Here is an 18,722-nt window from a genome sequence, read left to right as displayed (position 1 = left end):
CGCGCTTCGCCTATATGGATCGCATGGTCTTCGCCTTGAACCGGGCCGAAGGGGCGGCTGTCGCGGCCGCCGGGCCCGACTACGCCACGGACTGGCACGCGCATGACTGCGCCATGCTCCTGCTGCCGCGGCAGGGCGCGATGCGCTTCGAGCTGGAGGGCAGGCGCCCCACGTCGCCCCTGCGCCCGGGCCAGGCGCTGCTGGTCGCTCCCGGCCTCGCGCATCGCACGCGGGCCTCGGGGGAGGCGCATCGCCACCTCGTCCTCTACCTTCCTCTCGCCCGGCTCGGGCGCTGGCCGCTGGCGCGGCGGGCCTGGCATCTCGGCCTGGTGCCGCCGGCCATGACCCCGCTTCTCGCCTATCGGGACGGCCTGCCCGACGCCTCCGAGCGTGCCCGGCTTGCCGACCGCCTGCTGCTGGAGGAAGCCGCCGAGGTCGGGCCGGAACCCACCGCCGAACAGCATGGCGCCGCCGTCGTGCAGGCCCTGGTCGAGCACCTGCGCGCGCGGCTGAACGAGCCGCATTCGCTCGAGGAACTGGCCGCCCGCTTCGGGCTTTCCCGCCGCCAGATGACGCGGCTGTTCCGGCGCCATGTCGGCACCAGCATCGCCGATCATCTCAACGGTCTCAGGGTGCGGGAGGCGGCGCGGCGGATCGGGGCGGGGCAGGGCGTGTTGGCGGCCGCCCACGCGGTCGGGCTGGCCTCGCCCTCCCACCTGGCGCGCCTCTTCCGGCGGCACGCGGGAACGCCGCCCTCGGCGGCCCGATCCGGCGCGGAATAGGGCCCGATCCGGCGCGCCCATCTTCGACCTGTAGGACATGCTGCGAGCATGAAGCCGACGCACCCCACGCCCGTCCTGCTCTCCGTCTTCCCGGCCGGGCCGGGGGGTGGAAATCCCTGTCCGGTCGTGCTCGATGCGCGGGGCATGGAGGCCGAGGCCATGCGCGCCCTGGCCGCCGAGCACGGCCATGAGAGCGGCTTCGTCCTGCCGCCGGAGAACCCTGCCACCGCCGATTTCCGCTTCCGCTTCTTCGTGCCCGGGCACGAGATGGAGATGTGCGGCCACGCAACGCTCGGCGCGGCGTGGCTGCTCCGACAGCGCGGCCTCGCCCCGAAGCCGGAGCTCCGCATCGAGACCCTCTCCGGCCCGGTGCGCGCGCTCTTCGCGGCTGATGGCGGCGTCGAGATCACCCAGCCGCCCGGCCGGGTGGAGGAGGTCGTGGAGGCCGCCGCGGTGCTGGCCGTCCTGGGCCTGACGGCGGGCGATCTGCGTCCCGGATCCCGGGTGCTGAACGCCGCCACCAGCCGGGTGAAGACGCTGGTGCCCGTCGCCGATCTCGCGCGGCTGCACGCGCTGGTTCCGGATCCCGTTCGGATCCGCGCGGTCTGCGATGCCATCGGCTCAACGGGCCTCTATCCCTGGGCGCAGGGGGCGGACGGCGTCGTGCATGCCCGCCAGTTCCCCCGCGCCTCCGGCTATCCGGAGGACGCCGCGACCGGCATCGCCGCCGCGGCGCTTTTCTACGGCGTGGGCGCGCCGGCGGAGGGCCTGATCGTCCGCCAGGGGGAGGCGATGGGAAGCCCGAGCGAGATCCATGTGCGGCCCGATCCGGAAAATCCCGGCTGCCGGCTCAGCGGCCGCGTGGAGCTGATCTGAAGCGAAGGCCCGCGCGCCTCGATGGGGTGCGGGCCCGATCAATCGACCCGCAGCGCCATCCCGTCGCGTTGCGGATCGGCGCCGCCCTCGAGCCGCGTGCCCTCGATCCGGATGCCGTGCAGCGCGGCGAAAGCATAGCTCATCCAGCTTCGCTTCACGCTGTAGCCCTCGGCCTCCAGCGCGTCGGTGACATGACGCGGGACGCGATTGGCGACGTCGATGGAATCCGAGACGCCCATCACGCGCGGCGCCGCCACGGCCTCGGCCATGGGCATGCCGAAGTCGATGACGTTCATGATGCCCTGCGCCACGGCCGGTGCGATGTAGGAGCCGCCTGGCGCCCCGATCACGATGAAGGGCCTGTTGTCCCTGAAGACGATGGTGGGCGCGGCGGAGGAGGAACGCCGCTTGCCCGGCGCGATGGAGCCGGCGCGTCCCGGGCGCGGATCGAAGCGGCTCATCGTGCCGTTCCACATAAAGCCCAGCCCTTCGGTGATCGCACCGGAAGGGCTGCCCAGCGTGTGCGTGAGCGCCACGGCATTGCCCTCGGCATCGACGACGGAGACATGCGTGGTCTCGCGCTGCGAACGGTCGAGGCGCTTCACCGTGGCGCGCTCACCGGCGCGGATTTCCGCGGCATGCGCGGCAGCGTGCTCCTTCGAGGTGAGGCGCGCGACGGGTACGTCGACATAGGCCGGGTCGCCCATATGCGCGTCCTTGTCGAGCGTCATGCGCTTCATCGCTTCGGCCAGCAGGCGCACATGCTCCGCGCCGTTATGCTCCAGCGCGGCGAGGTCGAAATTCTCCAGGATGTTCAGCAGCTCGATCATGGAGAGACCGCTGGAGGGCGGCGGGTTGGTCGCGATGCGGTGGCCGCGATAGCTGCCCCAGATCGGCTCCACGGCGGACAGCTTGAACTGCGCGAAATCCTCCTCTGCGATCAGCCCGCCCTGCGCGGCGAAGTCCGCCGCCATCTCCTGCGCCAGCTCGCCGCGGTAGAAGAGCTCGGGCCCGCCCTTGGCCAGCCGCTCCAGGGTGCGGGTGAGGTCCGGGTTGTGAAGCATGTCGCCGGGGCGCTTCAGCGAGCCGTCGGGGCGGAAATAGACCTCGCGCCCCGTCTTCGTCAGCCGCAGCTTGTCGGCCGTATTGACCTGGCCGCTGCCGCTCTGGTCCTGCGACCAGAACCAATGCATGTGCGGCCGCACCATCACGCCGCGGCGCGCCTCGGCGATGGCGGGCGCCATGGCCTCCGCCCAGTCCAGCGTGCCCCAGCGCGACAGCGCTTCCGCATAGCCGGCGACGTTGCCCGGCGTGCAGACGGCGAGCCATCCCTGCTCGCTGATGCCGCCCTCCAGCAGGAAGGCGAAGCCGTCGCGCGACTGGCCGAGCAGCTTGTCGAGCCACATCTCCGGCCGGGAGGCGAGCGGCGCGCGCGCGTAGAATTCCAGCACCTGATGCACGCCGCGCTTGGGCATGTAGACCTGCATGGAGCCGAAGCCGCCGATGCCGCACATCAGCGGGTCCACCACGCCCTGCACGAAGGCGCAGGCGATGGCGGCGTCCACCGCATTGCCGCCGCGCTTCAGCACCAGCGCGCCGGCCTCCACCGCCTCGGGCTGCGGCGCGACGATCATGCCCGGCATGGTCAGTTCCGCATCCGCGCGAGGGTCCTGGCGAGGAAATCCTTCACGCGGCCCAGCACCTTCAGGCGATCGTGCGAAACACCCGGCACGAGGTCCAGCTGCACGTCCACGCCCGCGTCACGGAAGGATTGGGCGAGCGCCTGCAGCCGCTCGGGCCGCGTGGCGCCGGCATCGTTGGCGCCCTCCATCCAATAGGTGCCGCCAGGCTTGTGGGTGATCTCCCAGGTCTCGAGATCGGCGTCGCCCACCACCATCTGCACGGGGATCTGCGCCAGCGCCTCGCCGTCGAACTCCACGCCGAAGCGCGCCTTGATGTCGCGGATGCCGACCCACCAGTCGCGCGTCGGATCGAGGCGCGTGATCGAGCCCGGCGCGCCGATGCAGGCCGCCCAGAGCTTGCGCGGATGCAGGATGGCGAAGCGGTGGGCGAAATGGCCGCCGCCGGAGAAGCCGAAGATCGCGAAGCGCGACCAGTTCTGCCCGTATTTCTCCGCGACCTCCTCCACCATCGAGATCAGCACCTCGTCGTAGCGGATGTCGCCTTCCTGCATGTACTTGTAGCCCGAGCGCGCGCCGTCGCCGCGCACGCCCACGGGGAAGACTGGGCAGAGCACGGCGCAGTCGTTCCAGCGGCCGAACTCCGAGAAGCCGTCACGGAACTCCAGGAAGGAGGTGCGCGAGGTACCGTGCACCGCCACCAGCAGCTCCACCTTCGCGCCCTGGCCGACCTGCGGCGGCACGTAGAGCGCGTAGTGGAAGCGCGGATCCGCCTTGCTCGCGAAGATCGCGGTCGGGCCGAGGTCGTAGAGGGCGCGGGCCCTGGCTTCGCCGGCGCCGGCGGGTGCATCGGTCATGTGGTCAGCTCCGTCCCACGCCCATGGCGAGCGTGTATTGGTCATTGCGGGTTTGGTAGGTGACGTCGCGCCGTCCGGCCCAGACGGAGACCTCGTGGTGCAGGGGCAGGATGGCGACGTCCTCGAAGACGAGGCGGCTGGCCTCCGCCAGCATCGCGTTGCGGCGCGCCTCGTCCATGGTGCGCAACGCCTCCAGCACCAGCCGGTCCACCTCGGCATTGGAGTAGCGCCCCGCATTGGAGGCGCCCATGCCGGCGTCACGATCCCAGGTGGCGCAGAGGGCCTTGAGCGGATTGGAGGTCTCGCCCGTGTTCACGCCCCAGGCCGCGAGCCCGGCGCTGAACTCGCCGCGCGGGCCTCGCGAGGCATAGACGGACCAGGGCATGACCTCGGCGCGCGTCTCGATGCCGATACGGCTCCACATCTGGGCGATGGCCTGCACGATCTTGGCGTCGTTCACGTAGCGGTCGTTCGGGCCATGCAAGGTCATGCGGAAGCCGTTGGGATATCCGGCCTCGGCCAGCAGCGCGCGGGCGCGGTCGGGCTCGAAGGGCGGCACCTCCAGCCGGTCGGAGGTGCCGGGCTGGCCTTTGGGCAGGAATTGGGAGGCCGCGACGGCATCCCCCTCCATCACGCGCTCCACCATCGCCTGACGGTTGATCGCGAGGTTCAGCGCCCGCCGCACGCGCAGGTCCTTGAACGGATTGGCGGGCAGGGGGCGACCGTCAGGGCCGGCCGCGAAGGGCGTGACGTCCCGATGGACGTCGAGATTGACGTGGACGAAGCGGCTGGAGATGCCGCGGATGAGGTGGAAGCGCGGGCTGGATCGCACCCGTGACGCGCTCTGCGAAGGCACGGCCTCGATGAGGTCGAGATCGCCCGAGAGCAGTGCCGCCAGCCGGCCGCCATCGTCGGTGACCATGCGCAGCACGACCTCCGACCAGGGCAGGCGCGGCCCCCACCAGGCGTCGTTGCGGGCGAGGCGGATGTAGCTGCCCGGCACGTTCTCCCGCAGGACGAAGGGGCCCGTGCCGATGGCGGCCGTGCCGTTATTGTAGTCGGAGGTGCCGGCCCCGGCGCGGCCCGCGGCGATCACGCGGACGCGGCTCAGCGAGTTGAGCAGCAGGGGATCGGGGCCGTCGGTCTTCACCAGCAGGCGCCTCGGCCCCGGCGCCGACATGGACTTCACGCTCCGCGTATAGGTGCGGAAGGAGGCGGTGCTCGGAATGTCGGTGGCGCGGCGGATGGAGGCGATGGCGTCCTCCGCCGTGAAGGGCGCGCCGTCGGTGAAGCGGGCCTCCCGCAGCGTGAATTCCCAATGCGTGTCGTCGGTCAGCCGCCAGGATTCCGCGAGCCCGGGCGTGGAGTGGGAGGCCGCGTCGTTCGTCACCAGCGTGTCGAAGATATGGCTGGCGACGGCGTTGTTCGGCGCGTTGTTCTGGAGGTGCGGATCGAGCGTGGTGTTCGGCGCCGCCATGCCGATGCGCAGGAGGCCGGAGGTCCCGGCGCCCTGCGCGAGGGCGGCCGCGATCCATCCATTCGTGGCGCCTGCGGCAAGGCCGGCGCGGGTCAGCCAGCGGCGGGTGACGGGCAGCTTCGGCATGTCACGCTCCTCGGATTTGACCGAAGAATGCGCTATGCCCCGCAAAATGCAATATGGCCGATCAGCCGGTTCGCGATCGCCAGGCGAGCTTCGCCGTGCCGGCCAGGTGGTGGCGCATCCGCTCGGCGGCTTCCGGCCGGTCGCCGACCTCTAGCGCTTCCAGGATGCCGAGATGATCGGCCGCGGAGGTGCGCACGCGCTCCATCCCGCGCTGCCAGTCGTAGTTGGAGAAGCGGCGGAGCTGGTTCTGCTGCTCGATGGCCTGGACCAGGAACCGGTTGCCGGAGCCTTCCGCCAGGCCGCGATGAAATGCGGCATTGGTCTCGAAGAAATGCACCGGGTCCGTGTCCTTCCAGGCGCGCCCGAGGAAACGCTCATGCGCGCGGCGCATCCCCGCGACCCAGCCGGAGGGCAGGGAGAAACCCGGCTCCAGCAGGCCGGTCGGCTCCAGCATCAGGCGAAAGCGATAGGAGGCGGCGCGGTCCTCGGCGGAGGAATAGGCCGGGCCGAAGCGCCAGCCATGGCCGCGGTTGCGCATGACGGCGCCTACGTCGGACAGCTGCCGCAGCGTGGCCGCCACGACCGCGCGCCCCACGGCGTAGCGCGACTGCAGCAGGCGCTCCGAGACCTCCTCGGGCAGCGCGCCGCTGCGGCGGTCGCGCGCCAGGGCGACGAGGAGCTCGGCCACGGCATCGCTCTCCTCCGCCGCGCGGGGCACGAGGTGCTCGGGATCGAAGGCGACGTGGCGCAGCCGCACCGCACGCCCCTCGGTCTCCACCACGCCCAGCGATTCCAGCAGGGCCACCGCGCCCTCGACAGGCGTGCGGGAGACGCCGAGCTCCTTCGCCAAGGCCAGGCGCGACAGCTTCTCGCCCGGCACGGCGCCGCGGGCACGCAGGCCCAGCAGGATGTCGCGCGCGAGTTCCCGGTGCAGGGCGGAGGTCTCAGCGAGAAGGGGAGCCGTCATGCGTGTGTTGTGTCAGCATCGCGTGGCCGGGAACAATGTCTTTCCGACGAGGACTGCCGGGCGATCGGCTGGAGGCATGTGCTTCAGGTGTAGGGCGTGCCCGCCATCGCGGCCTCGATGCCCAGGCTTCCCTTGTCGATCAGGGCGAGGAAGGCGGTTTTCGCTTCCGCCGAACTCCGCTTCTGCCGGAAGATCCGGTGCGCCTGGAGGAAGGCTACGCTCCACGTCGCCAGGAGCAGGCCGGCGGCGAGGCGGGCGTCGGGATCGCCGGGCGGGCGCCCGGCGCCGTCGGTCAGCGCCACGGACACGACCTCGGCGAGCTCGTCACGTATCGCCCTGGCGCGTGCCTTGAGGACCTCGCTGCCCTCGATCGTCCTGATGAAGCTCTGGCTTCGGGCCGAGAATTCCACATAGGGGCTCCGTTCCGCGATGAGCCGATGGGCGAGCCGGCGCAGCGTCTCGACGGGAGACACGCCCGGATCGCGCTGCCGCAGGGCGTCGCGCAGCACCTCGCGCCCTTCCTCGTCGCGATCGAAGAACATGTCCTCCTTGCGGGGGAAGTGATTGAACACGGTCATCCGCCCGACGTCGGCGGCCTCGGCGATCTCATCCACCGTCACACGATCGAAGCCGCGCTCGAAGAAGAGCTGGGTGGCGGCGTTGGAGATGCCTTGGCGCGTGGCCAGGCGCTTGCGGGATCGGCGGTCAGGCGGCGTTGACATGCGGCTGCTGGTAGCACATCTATTTATGTACTTAGTATATTTGTAGCTCTGGTACATACCGAGGTCGATCGCATTGACCCCGGCAGCCTTCCCTTCCTTCGGACGCTTCGATGAACAAGCCCCTCGTCGTCATCTATGCGGCCATCTGCCTCGACGCGGTGGGCATCGGCCTCATCTTTCCCATTCTCCCCCGGTTGCTGGAGGAGGTGACGCACACCCCGAACATCGCGCCCTATATCGGGATCATGACCGCGCTCTACGCGGTCATGCAGTTCGTCTTTGCACCGGTCCTGGGCGCGCTGAGCGACCATCTCGGCCGGCGGCCGGTGCTGCTGATCTCGCTCGCCGGGGCGTCCATCAACTACCTGGTGATGGCCTTCGCGCCGCAGCTCTGGATGCTGCTGCTGGGCCGCGCCATTGCCGGCCTGACCAGCGCCAATGTTTCCGTCGCCACGGCCTATATCACCGACATCTCGCGCGAGGAGGAGCGCGCCCGCCGCTTCGGTCTGAACAGCGCCATGTTCGGCATCGGCTTCATCATCGGGCCGGTCCTGGGCGGGCTGCTCGGTGACCACTGGCTGCGACTGCCCTTCATCGCCGCCGCCGTGCTGAACGCCTGCAATCTGCTGCTGGCCTTCTTCGTCCTGCCGGAATCCCGCACGCCGTCCCGCCAGAAGATCGAGCTGGCCGCGCTCAATCCGCTTCGGCCGCTGCGCTGGGTCTTCTCGCGGAAGGGGCTTCTGCCGATCGTCTTCGTGTACTTCCTCCTGGCCGGGGCCGGGGAATCCTATGGCACCTGCTGGGCGCTGTGGGGCTTCGACACTTTCCAGTGGAACGGCCTCTGGATCGGTCTGTCATTGGGTATGCTTGGCATCTGCCAGACGATGGTGCAGGCCTTCCTGCCCGGCCCCGCGACGAGGCTGCTGGGCGAGCGCTGGGCCGTGGTCGCCGGGATCGGCTTCGCCTGCCTCGCGCTGTCTGTCATGGCCTTCGCCAGCGAGGGCTGGGTGGTCTTCGCCATCATGCCGATTTTCGCGCTCGGCGGGATGGGCACGCCGGCCTTCCAGGCCCTGGCCACGCGGCAGGCCGATCCCGCCCAGCAGGGCCAGCTCCAGGGCGTCCTGGCCTCGGCGATCAGCCTGGCCTCCATCGTGGGGCCGCTCGCCTTCTCGACACTCTATCTCGCCACCCAGCAGGACTGGCCCGGGGCCGTCTGGCTCTCGGTGGTCGTCGTCTACGCCATCGCGATCCCACTGGTTTTCTGGGGCACCCCAACTTCCTGCCTTGCGCGTGGCGTCCACGCCTGGGCGCGGGCCCCGCAGACAACCGAAAGGAGAAACCCATGAAGGCAGTTCAGCTCAGCGGATATGGCGGGCCGGAGGTCGTGCAGGTGGTCGAGGTCGAGGAGCCTCATGCCGGCTCCGGCCAGGTGCGGATCGCCGTCAGGGCCGCGGGGGTCAATCCCTCGGACTGGAAGCGGCGGGACGGGCAGTATCGCAACTTCGAGGAGGTCACCTTTCCCGCGGGTATCGGCGTCGAGGCCTCAGGCATCGTGGATGAGGTCGGCGCCGGCGTTTCCGGCGTTTCGGTCGGCAATGCGGTCTTCGGCTTCGGTGAAGGCACGATGGCCGAATTTGCGGTCCTCACGCATTGGGCCCGCAAGCCGGAGGACCTTTCCTTCGAGGTCGCCGGTGGCCTCCCCGTGATCGTCGACACGGCGACGCGCGCCCTCGACGAAGTGGGCGTGACAGCCGGCCAGACGCTGCTGGCAAGTGGCGCCGCGGGTGGGATCGGCTCCGCCGTCCTGCAGCTTGCGCGGCTGCGCGGAATTGTCGTGATCGGCACGGCGAGTGCACCGAAGCACGACTATCTGCGCAGCCTCGGCGCCATCCCGACAACCTACGGGCCCGGCTTGGCGGCGCGGGTGAGGGAGCTCGCGCCCGGGGGAGTGGACGCGGCCCTCGATCTTGCCGGCTCCGGTATCATCCCAGAGCTGATCGATATCGTCGGCGAGGCGTCGCGCGTGCTTTCCGTTGCCGATTTCTCGGCGGAGCAATACGGCGCGAAGTTCTCCCACGGGCCGCCGAAGGATCCGGAGCGGATCTTCGCGAATGTGGCGCTGCTTTGTGTCGAAGGCCTCTTCGGGCTGCGCGTAGAGCGGAGCTTTCCGTTGGTGCAGACGGTGGAGGCGCTGGAGGTCAGTGCCAGGGGCCGCGTCACCGGCAAGCTCGTCATCTCTGTCGCCTGACGGTGACGCGCCGAAGCGCTCCGCGGCAACTTTGCTCGCCTGCACCACGTTCTGAATCCTGACAGCGAAGATGGAGAACGAGATGGCCCGCACCCTGACCGCCCGATTCGACACGCGTCGCCAAGCGGAACTGGCGATTGAACACCTCGTGCAGAAGCATGGCGTGAAGCGCGAAGGTGTTTCCGCTCACCCCGTGGGGGCCAGGAACACGGTGGGCACCCGGATCGCCGGTTCGGACGCGCCGGACGCCCAGGTGGGAACGCGGGAGCGCGACGACGCTGCCCTGCATGGCGCCGTGGAGGTTTCCGTCGAGCTCTCGGCGGCGGGCGGCGATGCCCTTCGGAAAGCCCTGACGGAGGTGGGTGCGCGGGACCTCGCGGAAGCGTAATTCCCGCCTGCCAGCGGCGCCTTTAGCCCCCGAATGTTAAGATTTGCGGGCGGCGAAACCGGTGCGATCTGCACGACGTTGTGTGATCGGAAACGGCGCGCAGCAAGCGCGCTCGAACGAAAATCGGTCGAGGGCGAGAGATGGCCAGGGGCATCTACACCATTGAATTTTACGCACGTGATCCCGGCGACCTCGGGCTTCCGCCGGTCATGTGGACCGAGGCCCAGCTTGAAGGGATGAGGTGGGCCGAACGCTGGCTGGCGGATTACGCCGACAGGCCCCTGCCGCCGGATTGCGTCCGGCCGTGCCGAGCGCGTCTCGTCGATTCATCGGGCACCGTGATCGCCTGGGTTGAGACGCCCGTTCTGCGCGGCGTGTATGGCGGAGCGGTTCCCTATACCCATGGCTTCGAGCCTCGCGACAAGCACTGAGCACGCAGGCCGAGGCCGTCATTTCGGCGCGAAGGCAGCCTATCCCTCCAGCGCGGTCGTGTCCCGATTAAGGCGGCAATAGACGATGAAGTCCGGCGCGCTGAGGGCCTTCGAAAACAGCCATCCCTGCCCGTATTCGATGTCGCGCTGCAGCAGGTCGTCGAGCTGCCGCTGCGTCTCGACACCTTCCGCGATGATCTTGAGATCCAGCGCCTTCGCCATGGCGATGATGTGCGGCGTGACGGAGCTCGTCACCGAATCCAGGCCGAGCGTATCGACGAAGGACTTGTCGATCTTCAGCACATCCAACGGAAAGCCCTGCAGGTAGGAGAGGCTGGAATACCCCGTGCCGAAGTCGTCGATGGCGACGGTGTGGCCGAGGTCCCGCGCCTTCCGGATCGTCTCGCGGGCCGCCTGGACGTCCACGAAGCCGCGCTCGGTCGCCTCGAGCCAGATCTGGGTGATGGCGATGCCGCTTCCCTCGATGGCGCGGTGGAGGATCGGAAGGAACCGGGCCGAGAGGATGTCGTCCGCCGACAGGTTGATGGAGATGTGCAGCGAGCGATCGGCCACGAGCAGCGAGGCTACCTCGGCGACCACGGCATCGATCACCTGGTCGGTGATCGGCAGGATCAATCCGCTCTCCTCGGCCAGGGGAATGAAGAAGTCCGGCCGCACCAGCGATCCATCCGGCCGCTGCCAGCGGACCAGGGCCTCGGCGCCGATGCAGCGGCCGGTCGCGAGCTCGATGATCGGCTGGTAGTGGACGATGAACTCGCGATTCTGGACCGCCACCGTCAGCTCGCCCAGCGGGGAAAGCCGCCGCCGCGACAGCCAGATGACGATGCCGACCATGAAGGCCGAAATGAAGCCACCGAGCGGCAGGAAGATCAGCTGCTCCCGCTGCACGCGGTGGAGCAATTGGTCGCGGGAGACCACGGCGACCGCGGTCCAGCCGGCCTGACGCACGGTGGCGAAGAGATAGTCCTCGTTGAGGCCGTGGTGAGGGTCGGCGATCAGGCGCGCGACCAGGGTCGGGTTGGGGGCGTTGAGGACGCCCAGAACGGCACCGGTGTTCGTCGCCAGGGCGAGCCGGATGCCCGGATCGGCCATGATGTCCACGACCCTCTCGGGGTCGACGACGACGCTGTACGAGCCCAGCATCATCGCGAGTTTCTCGACCTCGGGATTCGCCATTGGCCTGATTCGGTTCCAGATCTGGACGCCGTCCTCGGTCGTGAAGTCGCTCGGGGGCGGGCGGAATCCGGAATGATCGACGCCCCAGGAGGTGCATCTCTGCACGCCGCCCTGGTGATATCCGATCTGCTCGATCGAATGGGTGCGGAAGGTCGCCGCGCGCATGCGGGCGATGTGCTCGTCCGAGCAGGGCGTCTCCGTAAATTCCGCCGCGGCGCTGAGCGCGCTTCGCACCTCGGCGATCGACACGCCGGCGCGGGTGATCACGCGCTGGGCATAGGCCTCCAGAAGAGCCTGTTCTTTCCGGACGGCCCGCGTCCAGGAGTAGTAGACGGTGGCGGCCATGGGGATGATCACCCCGATGACGGCCAGCATGACGGCCAGGACAATGACGCGCGTTCGGTTCAAGGTCGTCTCCCGCGGTGGGAAAGCCCTTCTCCGCCCGCTTATGCCAACAGATTCCAGACCCTTATCGTCCGCAACTCAAATTTTCCGGATTGCGGCTTTGTGAGCGATCATGCCGTTCGGGACCCTGCGGTTCGCAAGGCCGTCGACCGCTCACATCGAGCGGAACGCACCTGCGACACGACGAAGAACAGCACCGGCCCGCGCACCGGCGACCTTCGAGTGCAGTATCGCCTCGCGCCCCGGCAAAGGCGGCAGGCCGATCCCTTGTCCGACTTCGATCGTTCCGGCCGGAGCGGCCCGGCGGGCGAGGGGAGCGACCGCCAGCCCTGCCGCCGCTGCGGCCCCCGCCGCCGCCGCGCCGATGCCGACGAACGCCTCCCGCCAGCGCACCCCCGCCGCGTCGAGCGAGCGGATCGCCATGGCTCGAAGGCTGCAGGGTTCGGGTTGAATCGCCAGCGGCAGGGGCGAGCCCGCGGGCAGGGCGAAGTCGGGGGCGGAGAACCAGCCGAAATCCTCGGTCAGCAGCACCTCGCCGTCCCGGCGGCTTTCGTCGTAGCGCATGACGACGACGGCATCCAATTCTCCCGCGTCGTAGAGGTCCAGCAGCCCCCTGGTGCTGCCCGTCCGGAGATGAAGCGTCACGCCCGCATCGTGCTCTCCGATGCGCCGGAGGAGTTTCGGCAGATCGGGACCCATGAGGTGATGCGTCACCCCGACGGACAAGCGCGTGGGCGCCTCCTCGAAAGCCTCGGCCGCGCGGCGTTGGGCGGCGACGAGGTCACGGGCCAGCACCAGGAACTGCTCTCCCGCGGCGGAGAGCCGCACCTGCCGCGGCGTTCTCTCCAGCAGGCGCTGGCCCAGTCTTTCTTCCAGCCGCCGCAGACGCAGGGAGACGGCGGCCTGAGTCGTGTTCAGCACGCCCGCGGCGCGGGTGAAGGAGCGAAGGTCGGCGACGAGAACGAAAGCCTCGACGGCATCGGGATCCAGCGGGCGCATGGCGATGATAACAGACGATAATCACTGAGATATCCATGGCCATGGTTTCTGTCCGGTTCGCCTGGGATTTCACTAGCGCGGCAACATCGGATCTCCCGCCATGGCTTCCGCCGATCCCCTCCCATCCCGCTCGCCGGTTTCGGCCGCGCGGGCCGATCCCTATATCTGGACGGTGCTGGCCGTGGCCGTCGCGACGCAGACGGCGGGGTCGGTCGCGGCGCAGGGGATCTACATCCTCGTGCCCTTCTGGCGGGAGGCCTTCGGCGTTTCGCTCGCCTCGGCCTCGCTCGCCGTCACCGTCATGAACGGCGCGCAGATCGTGACGATGTTCGCGCTCGGCCGCGCCATCGATCGGCATGGCGAGCGAACCGTCGTGGGGCTGGCGATGCTGGGCATGGCGCTGGCCCTGGCGGGCGCCGCGGCCTTCGCGGAAGGCCTTCCGGCGCTTCTCCTCTGCATGGCGTTCCTGGGCGGCACCTACGCGGCGGTGCAGCCGGGCGGCACGCGGGCCATCCTGCGCTGGTTCCCGCCCCGGCACCGCGGCCTCGCCACCGGGTTCCGGCAGGCCGCGGTGCCCTTCGGCACGATGATCGCCGCCGGCCTGCTGCCCTTCCTGGCGGTGCATCACGGCTGGCATGCGGCGGCGTGGGCGGGCGCCGGTGTCTCGCTGTTGGGCGCCGGGTTGTTCTGGTGCTTCTATCGGGAGGGCGGCGAGGTTGCGGCGAAGGCGGATCAGCCTCTTTCGCCGCGCGCCCTTGTCCGTGTCGTGGGCCGGGAGCCCACCTTCTGGCCGGTCCTGCGGCTTGGTATCGCCATGTGCGCGTTCCAGTTCACCTTCACGGCGCATGTCATCGGCTTCGTGGCGGAAGGGCTTGGCCTGGGGATGGTCCTCGCGGCCTCGCTCTTCGCGGGGGCACAACTTGCCGGCATCCCGGGGCGGGTGCTGCTGCCCTGGGCCAGCGACCGCTTCCTGTCGGGACGCAGGGTCCAGTCATTCGGCGTCGTCTCGCTGCTGAGCGCCGGTGCGGCCGTCGCTCTCGCGGCATTGCCCATCGGCACGCCCTTGCCCGCCATTGCCGCCATCCTCGTCGTGCTAGGGTTCTTCGGGATCGGATGGTTTCCGCTCTACCTGCTCCAGATCGCGGAATGCGCCCCAAAGGGATCGATCGCCGCGACCGTGGCCTTCGCGACGACGCTCTGCATGGTGGTGATGGCGCTGGGTCCCTTGCTCTTCGGCCTCGTCGTGGATCACGTCGGCTACTCGGCCGCCTGGGCGATGCTCGTGCTGCCGGTCGTCGCGATGTCGTTGCCGTTGCTGCGCTCGCGGCCGCGCATCATCGCCTGAAGAGCGATACACCCTCCGATCAACCCGGCAGGAGGCAACCCAGGCATCCCGGATCGGGCGGGGCGCCGCCTCCCGGTTGGCGTTAGCTTCGGCCAGGATTCGGGGCTCGCTGGAGCCCGCCCAGGAGAAGCTGAACGATGATCTCCCGACGGTCACTGCCCGTCCTGCCGATCGGGCTGGGGCTGTTCGACGCACGCGCGGCCGTAGCCGGCACCGGGGCGATGGCGGCGATCGAGCAGCGACGCGGCGGGCGTCTGGGGGTCTTTGCGCTCGACACGGGCACCGGGCGCGTTTGCGCGCATCGCGCCGAGGAGCGGTTCCTGATGTGCAGCACCTTCAAGGGGCTGCTCGCGGCGCAAGTGCTGGCCCGGATCGAGGGCGGCCTGGAACGGCCGGATCGCCTCCTCCCCTATGGGGCGCGGGACCTCATCTTCACCTCGCCGGTCACCAAGGCCCATCTCGGCCGAGGCGGCCTCTCCGTCGAGGATCTGTGCCGGGCGATGGTGGAGGTCAGCGACAACACCGCCTCCGTCCTGCTGATGCGCGCCAGCGGTGGGCCTGCCGCGCTCACCCGGTTCCTGCGCGGCCTGGGTGACGAGACGACGCGGATGGACCGCTATGAGCCCCAGGCCAACGAGCCCAGCGGCGACTTCGACACGACCTCGCCTCGTGCCGTCGTCACCTCCATCCGCGCCATCCTGCTGGGATCGGCGCTCGGTGCCGCAGCGCAGGCGAAGCTCGAAGGCTGGATGGTGGCCTGCACCCCGGGCCGTCGCCGCCTGCGTGCGGCCCTGCCGCCGGATTGGGTGGCAGGCGACCGGCCCGGTACCAGCCTGAGCCGCCAGACGAACGACTACGCCATCATCCGCCCGCCCGAACGCGCGCCGCTCCTGGTCGCGGCCTATTACGACGCGCCGGGCGTGGGGCTGGATGCGCGCGAGGCGGCCTTGCGCGAGGTGGGCGCGGCCATCGTGGAGTGGGCGCGCTGAAACCCGTTTCTCACCTGGCGCGGCCGGCGGCATTGCCGGCGCCAGTCACCGCCACAAGAAATCCGGCCATCGATACGCTGCGCGGGATCGCGATCTCGCTCGTGATGCTGCTGCACTTCCACCTGAGCTATTCCCTGGTCGACAGCCCGCTTGCGCTTCTGCTGCCCGAGGACGCGATCCAGGCGGTGGCGCGCAATGGCAACTACGGCGTGACGATGTTCTTCGTCATCTCGGGCTACCTGATCACGGGCACCACGATGCGCCGCCATGGCGAGCCCGGGAAAGTCGATCTGCGGAGCTTCTACGCCTTCCGCTTCGCCCGCATCATGCCGGGGCTGGTCCTCGCCCTGCTGATCATCCTAGGGCTGGGGCTGGCTGGCCAGCCGGCCTTCATGAACATCGCGAAGCCCGGATGGCCCGAGGTCGGCTTTCCGCTCGCGCTGCTCTCCGTCCTGACCTTCTGGCACAACGTGCTCATGCAGCATGCGTGGTACTTCAACTACGCGATGAACATCTACTGGTCGCTCTCGGTGGAGGAGATGTTCTATCTCCTCTTTCCGGTGCTTTGCGTCGCCTTGCGGCGAGCCTGGGCCCTGGCGGCGATCTGCCTGGTGGCCATCGTGATCGGTCCCCTCTATCGCAGCCATCACGCGGAGGACGAGATCCGCTTCCTGTATGCCTACCCGGCCTGCTTCGACGCGATCGCCTTCGGCTGCTGCGCCGCCCTCCTGGCCGAGCGGTGGCGCGTCGGCGGAAAGCCGGCACTGCTGCTCCGCCTGCTGGCCGCGCTGCTCGTGACCGTCACCTATCTTCGCGGCATTCGCGGGAATGAGACCTTCGGCTTCACCCTGATCGCCTTCGGCACCGCGGCGCTGCTGGTGGTCATCCATGGCGAGGCTCCTCGGCGTCCGGCACATCGGAACCCATTCCTTGCTGCGATCCGCTGGATGGGACGGCACAGCTACGAGCTCTACCTGTTCCACATCATCGTGCTCGGCCTCATGCGAGGCGCATGGCCTCGCGGCACGCTGGCCTATGGCGACAAGGGCATGGCCATGGCTGCCTTCGTCGGGCTTTCCGCCCTTGCGGCCTGGACCGTCGCGCGCTTCTACACGGAGCCTCTGAACGCCCGATTGCGGCAGGCTTTCCGGAGACCGGAAAAGTCGCCCCTCCGATCGGAAGCCTGAACCGAGATGCCGCTCAACGACGGAAGGGGATGCCTGTTGCCGGGCCGAAGCCGCTCGGCTACGGCGCTGCGAAAGCGGCATGAACGGAGGGATAAAACATGAAGCGACGTCATCTCATGGCAGCGATTACTGCCATGGCCGCGGGGACCGCCCCGGCTATCGCTGCCGGGCCCCTGCAGCTCCGGGTATGGCGGGATCCGAATTGCGGATGCTGCACCGCGTGGCAGGAGCATATGCTGGGTGCCGGCTTCCAGGTGGAAGACAACCTTGTCACCTCACTGGCGCCTACGCGTCGGATACTCGGCATTCCGTCGGATCTGGCCTCATGCCACGCGGGGTTGGTCAACGGCTACGCCCTGGAGGGTCACGTGCCCGCAGAGGCTGTCCTGCATCTGCTGAGCACACGCCCGGCCGGCGTGCGCGGGCTCGCCGTCCCGGCCATGCCGATCGGCTCCCCGGGAATGGAGGTGCCTGGCACGCCCGACGACACCTATGACGTCATCGCCTTCGGCAATGGCGGCGGGCGCGGCGTCTTCATGCGCTTCAGGGGGAATCAGCGGGTCTGAGCTTGATGGGGCCACCACCTCTTCGTGGTGGCCTCCCGCCTGTCCGGCGGTACCTCACGGTGATCGGGGCTTCGGCGTAAAACGACGCCCTCACTCACAAGGCTATCCCAGGCTCTCCCGCGCCTGCGTCGCCAGGACGTCCGCACGCTCGTTCATCGGGTGCCCCGAATGGCCCTTCACCCAGCGCCACTCGACCTCGTGCGGCTTGGCGGCCGCCAGCAGCCGCTGCCAGAGCTCATGGTTCTTCACCGGCTCCTTGGCGGCGTTGCGCCAGCTGTTGCGCACCCAGCCCTTGATCCAGCGCTCCATGCCGTTGCGGACGTATTCGCTGTCCGTGTGCAGGGTTACGCGGCAGGGGCGCTTGAGCGCCTCCAGAGCCTCGCAGGCGGCCGTCAGCTCCATGCGGTTGTTGGTCGTCGCACGGTCGGCGCCGGTGAGTTCCTTCTCCATGGAGCCGAAGCGCAGGATCGCGGCCCAGCCGCCCGGTCCCGGATTGGGCTTGCAGCCGCCATCCGTGTAGATCTCGACGAAATCGCGGCTGTCAGGCACCGATCGACTCCGGGCCCGTCGCCTGCGCGAAGAAGCGCAGCTTGTAGAGATATTCCAAAGGATCTTTCCGCGTCACCATGGCGCCTTTCGGCGTGTTCACCCAGTCGTAGAGCCGTGTCAGCAGGAAGCGGAGCGCCGCGCCCCGGCACAGCGCCGGCAGCGCCGCCCGCTCCTCCGCGGAGAGGGGACGCCGGGCCGAATACTCCCGCAGGAGCGACCGCGCCTTCGTCACGTTGAAGCTGCGATCCGGCTCGAAGCACCAGGCGTTCAGGCAGACCGCGACGTCGTAGGCCAGCAGATCCGTGCAGGCGAAATAGAAGTCGATCAGGCCCGAGACGCGCGGCGCGCCCCCATCCTCCAGAAAGAAGACATTGTCGGGAAACAGGTCCGCATGGATCTGGCCGGAGGGCAGCGTGCCCGCCTTCGGCCAGCCGGCGAGAATGCCTGCCAGCTCCGCGTCGAGCTCCGCGATGAGGCCGGCCTGAACGCTTTCGCCATCCGCGCGGCAGCGCTCCAGCAGCGGCGCCCAGGAGGCGACGCCCAGCCCGTTTGGCCGAACCGCGGTGTAGTCCGTGCCCGCCAGGTGCAGCTCGGCCAGCGCGGCGCCGAGCGGGCCGCAATGCTCCGGCCGCACGCGCCGCGGCCAGACGCCGGGAAGGAAGGTGCAGATCGCCGCCGGGCGGCCCGCAAGCTCGCGCAGCGCCACCCCGTCGCGCCCCGCGACCGGCATGGGCGCGGAAAGCCCGCGCGCCACCAGGTGCTGCATCAGGCCGAGGAACCAGGGCAGCTCCGTCGGGTCCACGCGCTTCTCGTAGAGGGTGAGGATGTAGTCCCCCTCCGTCGTCTTCAGCGCGTAGTTGGAATTCTCCACGCCCTCGGCGATGCCGCGGAAGGCCCGCAGCTCGCCCAGGGGGTAGTCCGCGAGGAACGCGCACAGCGCCTCGTCCGAAACCTCGGTATAGACGGCCAAG

At 69.3% G+C, this 18,722-nt stretch carries 19 protein-coding genes; 10 read left to right on the top strand and 9 right to left on the bottom strand.

The window, feature by feature from the left end:
- Positions 1 to 23 precede the first annotated feature (23 nt).
- Together KHU32_RS02385 and KHU32_RS02380 are read left to right on the top strand one after the other, a co-directional pair.
- Positions 24 to 782 carry a helix-turn-helix domain-containing protein gene (locus tag KHU32_RS02385; protein ID WP_213668434.1) on the top strand — a complete coding sequence of 253 codons (759 nt, stop codon included), beginning with the start codon at positions 24 to 26 and terminating at the stop codon, positions 780 to 782.
- Positions 783 to 830: 48 nt separating this feature from the next.
- Positions 831 to 1,658, top strand: coding sequence for a PhzF family phenazine biosynthesis protein (locus KHU32_RS02380; protein WP_213668433.1), 828 nt, complete (start codon positions 831 to 833; stop codon positions 1,656 to 1,658).
- Between the two features lie 38 nt (positions 1,659 to 1,696).
- On the opposite strand, the gene ggt is transcribed toward KHU32_RS02380, so the two are convergent.
- The 5 genes from ggt to KHU32_RS02355 all read right to left on the bottom strand — a co-directional run bounded on the left by ggt (position 1,697) and on the right by KHU32_RS02355 (position 7,447).
- On the bottom strand, positions 1,697 to 3,301 hold the full coding sequence (gene ggt, locus KHU32_RS02375) for a gamma-glutamyltransferase (protein WP_213668432.1): 1,605 nt from the start codon (positions 3,299 to 3,301) through the stop codon (positions 1,697 to 1,699).
- 2 nt (positions 3,302 to 3,303) lie between these two features.
- Positions 3,304 to 4,155 carry an alpha/beta hydrolase gene (locus KHU32_RS02370; protein ID WP_213668431.1) on the bottom strand — a complete coding sequence of 284 codons (852 nt, stop codon included), beginning with the start codon at positions 4,153 to 4,155 and terminating at the stop codon, positions 3,304 to 3,306.
- 4 nt (positions 4,156 to 4,159) lie between these two features.
- The gene (locus tag KHU32_RS02365; RefSeq protein WP_213668430.1) at positions 4,160 to 5,758 is read right to left on the bottom strand and encodes an ABC transporter substrate-binding protein; all 1,599 of its coding nucleotides are present in this window, start codon (positions 5,756 to 5,758) and stop codon (positions 4,160 to 4,162) included.
- Between the two features lie 61 nt (positions 5,759 to 5,819).
- Positions 5,820 to 6,725 carry a GntR family transcriptional regulator gene (locus tag KHU32_RS02360; protein WP_213668429.1) on the bottom strand — a complete coding sequence of 302 codons (906 nt, stop codon included), beginning with the start codon at positions 6,723 to 6,725 and terminating at the stop codon, positions 5,820 to 5,822.
- Positions 6,726 to 6,808: 83 nt separating this feature from the next.
- Positions 6,809 to 7,447: a TetR/AcrR family transcriptional regulator gene (locus KHU32_RS02355; RefSeq protein WP_213668428.1), complete on the bottom strand. Its 639-nt coding sequence runs from the start codon at positions 7,445 to 7,447 to the stop codon at positions 6,809 to 6,811.
- A 110-nt stretch (positions 7,448 to 7,557) separates the two neighbouring features.
- On the opposite strand from KHU32_RS02355, the gene KHU32_RS02350 reads away from it, so the two are divergent.
- The 4 genes from KHU32_RS02350 (at position 7,558) to KHU32_RS02335 (ending at position 10,514) form a co-directional block, all read left to right on the top strand.
- A complete protein-coding gene (locus KHU32_RS02350) occupies positions 7,558 to 8,793 on the top strand; it encodes a TCR/Tet family MFS transporter (RefSeq protein ID WP_213668427.1) in 1,236 nt (411 codons plus the stop codon).
- Positions 8,790 to 9,695, top strand: coding sequence for an NADP-dependent oxidoreductase (locus tag KHU32_RS02345; protein ID WP_213668426.1), 906 nt, complete (start codon positions 8,790 to 8,792; stop codon positions 9,693 to 9,695). The genes KHU32_RS02350 and KHU32_RS02345 overlap by 4 nt, the downstream gene beginning before the upstream one ends.
- An 82-nt stretch (positions 9,696 to 9,777) precedes the next feature.
- A complete protein-coding gene (locus tag KHU32_RS02340) occupies positions 9,778 to 10,083 on the top strand; it encodes a hypothetical protein (protein ID WP_213668425.1) in 306 nt (101 codons plus the stop codon).
- A 140-nt stretch (positions 10,084 to 10,223) separates the two neighbouring features.
- Positions 10,224 to 10,514: a hypothetical protein gene (locus KHU32_RS02335; RefSeq protein WP_213668424.1), complete on the top strand. Its 291-nt coding sequence runs from the start codon at positions 10,224 to 10,226 to the stop codon at positions 10,512 to 10,514.
- Between the two features lie 39 nt (positions 10,515 to 10,553).
- Here KHU32_RS02335 and KHU32_RS02330 read toward each other — a convergent pair whose 3' ends face one another.
- Entirely contained in the window at positions 10,554 to 12,119 is a 1,566-nt protein-coding gene (locus KHU32_RS02330) for an EAL domain-containing protein (RefSeq protein WP_213668423.1), read from the bottom strand.
- A 150-nt stretch (positions 12,120 to 12,269) separates the two neighbouring features.
- Positions 12,270 to 13,115 (bottom strand): LysR family transcriptional regulator, encoded by an 846-nt coding sequence (locus tag KHU32_RS02325; protein ID WP_213668422.1) that lies wholly within the window; start codon positions 13,113 to 13,115, stop codon positions 12,270 to 12,272.
- A gap of 100 nt (positions 13,116 to 13,215) precedes the next feature.
- On the opposite strand from KHU32_RS02325, the gene KHU32_RS02320 reads away from it, so the two are divergent.
- The 4 genes from KHU32_RS02320 to KHU32_RS02305 all read left to right on the top strand — a co-directional run bounded on the left by KHU32_RS02320 (position 13,216) and on the right by KHU32_RS02305 (position 17,202).
- The gene (locus tag KHU32_RS02320; RefSeq protein WP_213668421.1) at positions 13,216 to 14,460 is read left to right on the top strand and encodes an MFS transporter; all 1,245 of its coding nucleotides are present in this window, start codon (positions 13,216 to 13,218) and stop codon (positions 14,458 to 14,460) included.
- A 137-nt stretch (positions 14,461 to 14,597) separates the two neighbouring features.
- Entirely contained in the window at positions 14,598 to 15,449 is an 852-nt protein-coding gene (gene bla, locus KHU32_RS02315) for a class A beta-lactamase (RefSeq protein WP_213668420.1), read from the top strand.
- Positions 15,450 to 15,481: 32 nt separating this feature from the next.
- Positions 15,482 to 16,636 carry an acyltransferase family protein gene (locus KHU32_RS02310; protein WP_213668419.1) on the top strand — a complete coding sequence of 385 codons (1,155 nt, stop codon included), beginning with the start codon at positions 15,482 to 15,484 and terminating at the stop codon, positions 16,634 to 16,636.
- A gap of 98 nt (positions 16,637 to 16,734) precedes the next feature.
- Positions 16,735 to 17,202, top strand: coding sequence for a DUF411 domain-containing protein (locus KHU32_RS02305; protein WP_213668418.1), 468 nt, complete (start codon positions 16,735 to 16,737; stop codon positions 17,200 to 17,202).
- Positions 17,203 to 17,304: 102 nt separating this feature from the next.
- Here KHU32_RS02305 and rnhA read toward each other — a convergent pair whose 3' ends face one another.
- Positions 17,305 to 17,751 (bottom strand): ribonuclease HI, encoded by a 447-nt coding sequence (gene rnhA / locus KHU32_RS02300; RefSeq protein WP_213668417.1) that lies wholly within the window; start codon positions 17,749 to 17,751, stop codon positions 17,305 to 17,307.
- Positions 17,744 to 18,721 (bottom strand): homoserine kinase, encoded by a 978-nt coding sequence (locus tag KHU32_RS02295; RefSeq protein ID WP_213668416.1) that lies wholly within the window; start codon positions 18,719 to 18,721, stop codon positions 17,744 to 17,746. The genes rnhA and KHU32_RS02295 overlap by 8 nt, the downstream gene beginning before the upstream one ends.
- Position 18,722: the final 1 nt, after the last annotated feature.

Source organism: Roseococcus pinisoli, assembly GCF_018413645.1.
Taxonomy (GTDB): domain Bacteria; phylum Pseudomonadota; class Alphaproteobacteria; order Acetobacterales; family Acetobacteraceae; genus Roseococcus; species Roseococcus pinisoli.
The sequence above is the reverse complement of the archived record's forward strand: the minus strand, read 5'-3'. Positions and strand labels throughout refer to the sequence as shown.

Bases quoted from the DNA above. Each gene is read 5' to 3' on its own strand.
- ggt (WP_213668432.1), bottom strand. From the start codon at position 3,301: ATGCCGGGCATGATCGTCGCGCCGCAGCCCGAGGCGGTGGAGGCCGGC.
- KHU32_RS02360 (WP_213668429.1), bottom strand. From the start codon at position 6,725: ATGACGGCTCCCCTTCTCGCTGAGACCTCCGCCCTGCACCGGGAACTC.
- KHU32_RS02355 (WP_213668428.1), bottom strand. From the start codon at position 7,447: ATGTCAACGCCGCCTGACCGCCGATCCCGCAAGCGCCTGGCCACGCGC.
- KHU32_RS02345 (WP_213668426.1), top strand. From the start codon at position 8,790: ATGAAGGCAGTTCAGCTCAGCGGATATGGCGGGCCGGAGGTCGTGCAG.
- KHU32_RS02325 (WP_213668422.1), bottom strand. From the start codon at position 13,115: ATGCGCCCGCTGGATCCCGATGCCGTCGAGGCTTTCGTTCTCGTCGCC.
- KHU32_RS02305 (WP_213668418.1), top strand. From the start codon at position 16,735: ATGAAGCGACGTCATCTCATGGCAGCGATTACTGCCATGGCCGCGGGG.
- KHU32_RS02335 (WP_213668424.1), top strand. From the start codon at position 10,224: ATGGCCAGGGGCATCTACACCATTGAATTTTACGCACGTGATCCCGGC.
- KHU32_RS02320 (WP_213668421.1), top strand. From the start codon at position 13,216: ATGGCTTCCGCCGATCCCCTCCCATCCCGCTCGCCGGTTTCGGCCGCG.
- KHU32_RS02350 (WP_213668427.1), top strand. From the start codon at position 7,558: ATGAACAAGCCCCTCGTCGTCATCTATGCGGCCATCTGCCTCGACGCG.
- KHU32_RS02385 (WP_213668434.1), top strand. From the start codon at position 24: ATGGTCTTCGCCTTGAACCGGGCCGAAGGGGCGGCTGTCGCGGCCGCC.
- KHU32_RS02370 (WP_213668431.1), bottom strand. From the start codon at position 4,155: ATGACCGATGCACCCGCCGGCGCCGGCGAAGCCAGGGCCCGCGCCCTC.
- KHU32_RS02340 (WP_213668425.1), top strand. From the start codon at position 9,778: ATGGCCCGCACCCTGACCGCCCGATTCGACACGCGTCGCCAAGCGGAA.
- bla (WP_213668420.1), top strand. From the start codon at position 14,598: ATGATCTCCCGACGGTCACTGCCCGTCCTGCCGATCGGGCTGGGGCTG.
- KHU32_RS02380 (WP_213668433.1), top strand. From the start codon at position 831: ATGAAGCCGACGCACCCCACGCCCGTCCTGCTCTCCGTCTTCCCGGCC.
- KHU32_RS02365 (WP_213668430.1), bottom strand. From the start codon at position 5,758: ATGCCGAAGCTGCCCGTCACCCGCCGCTGGCTGACCCGCGCCGGCCTT.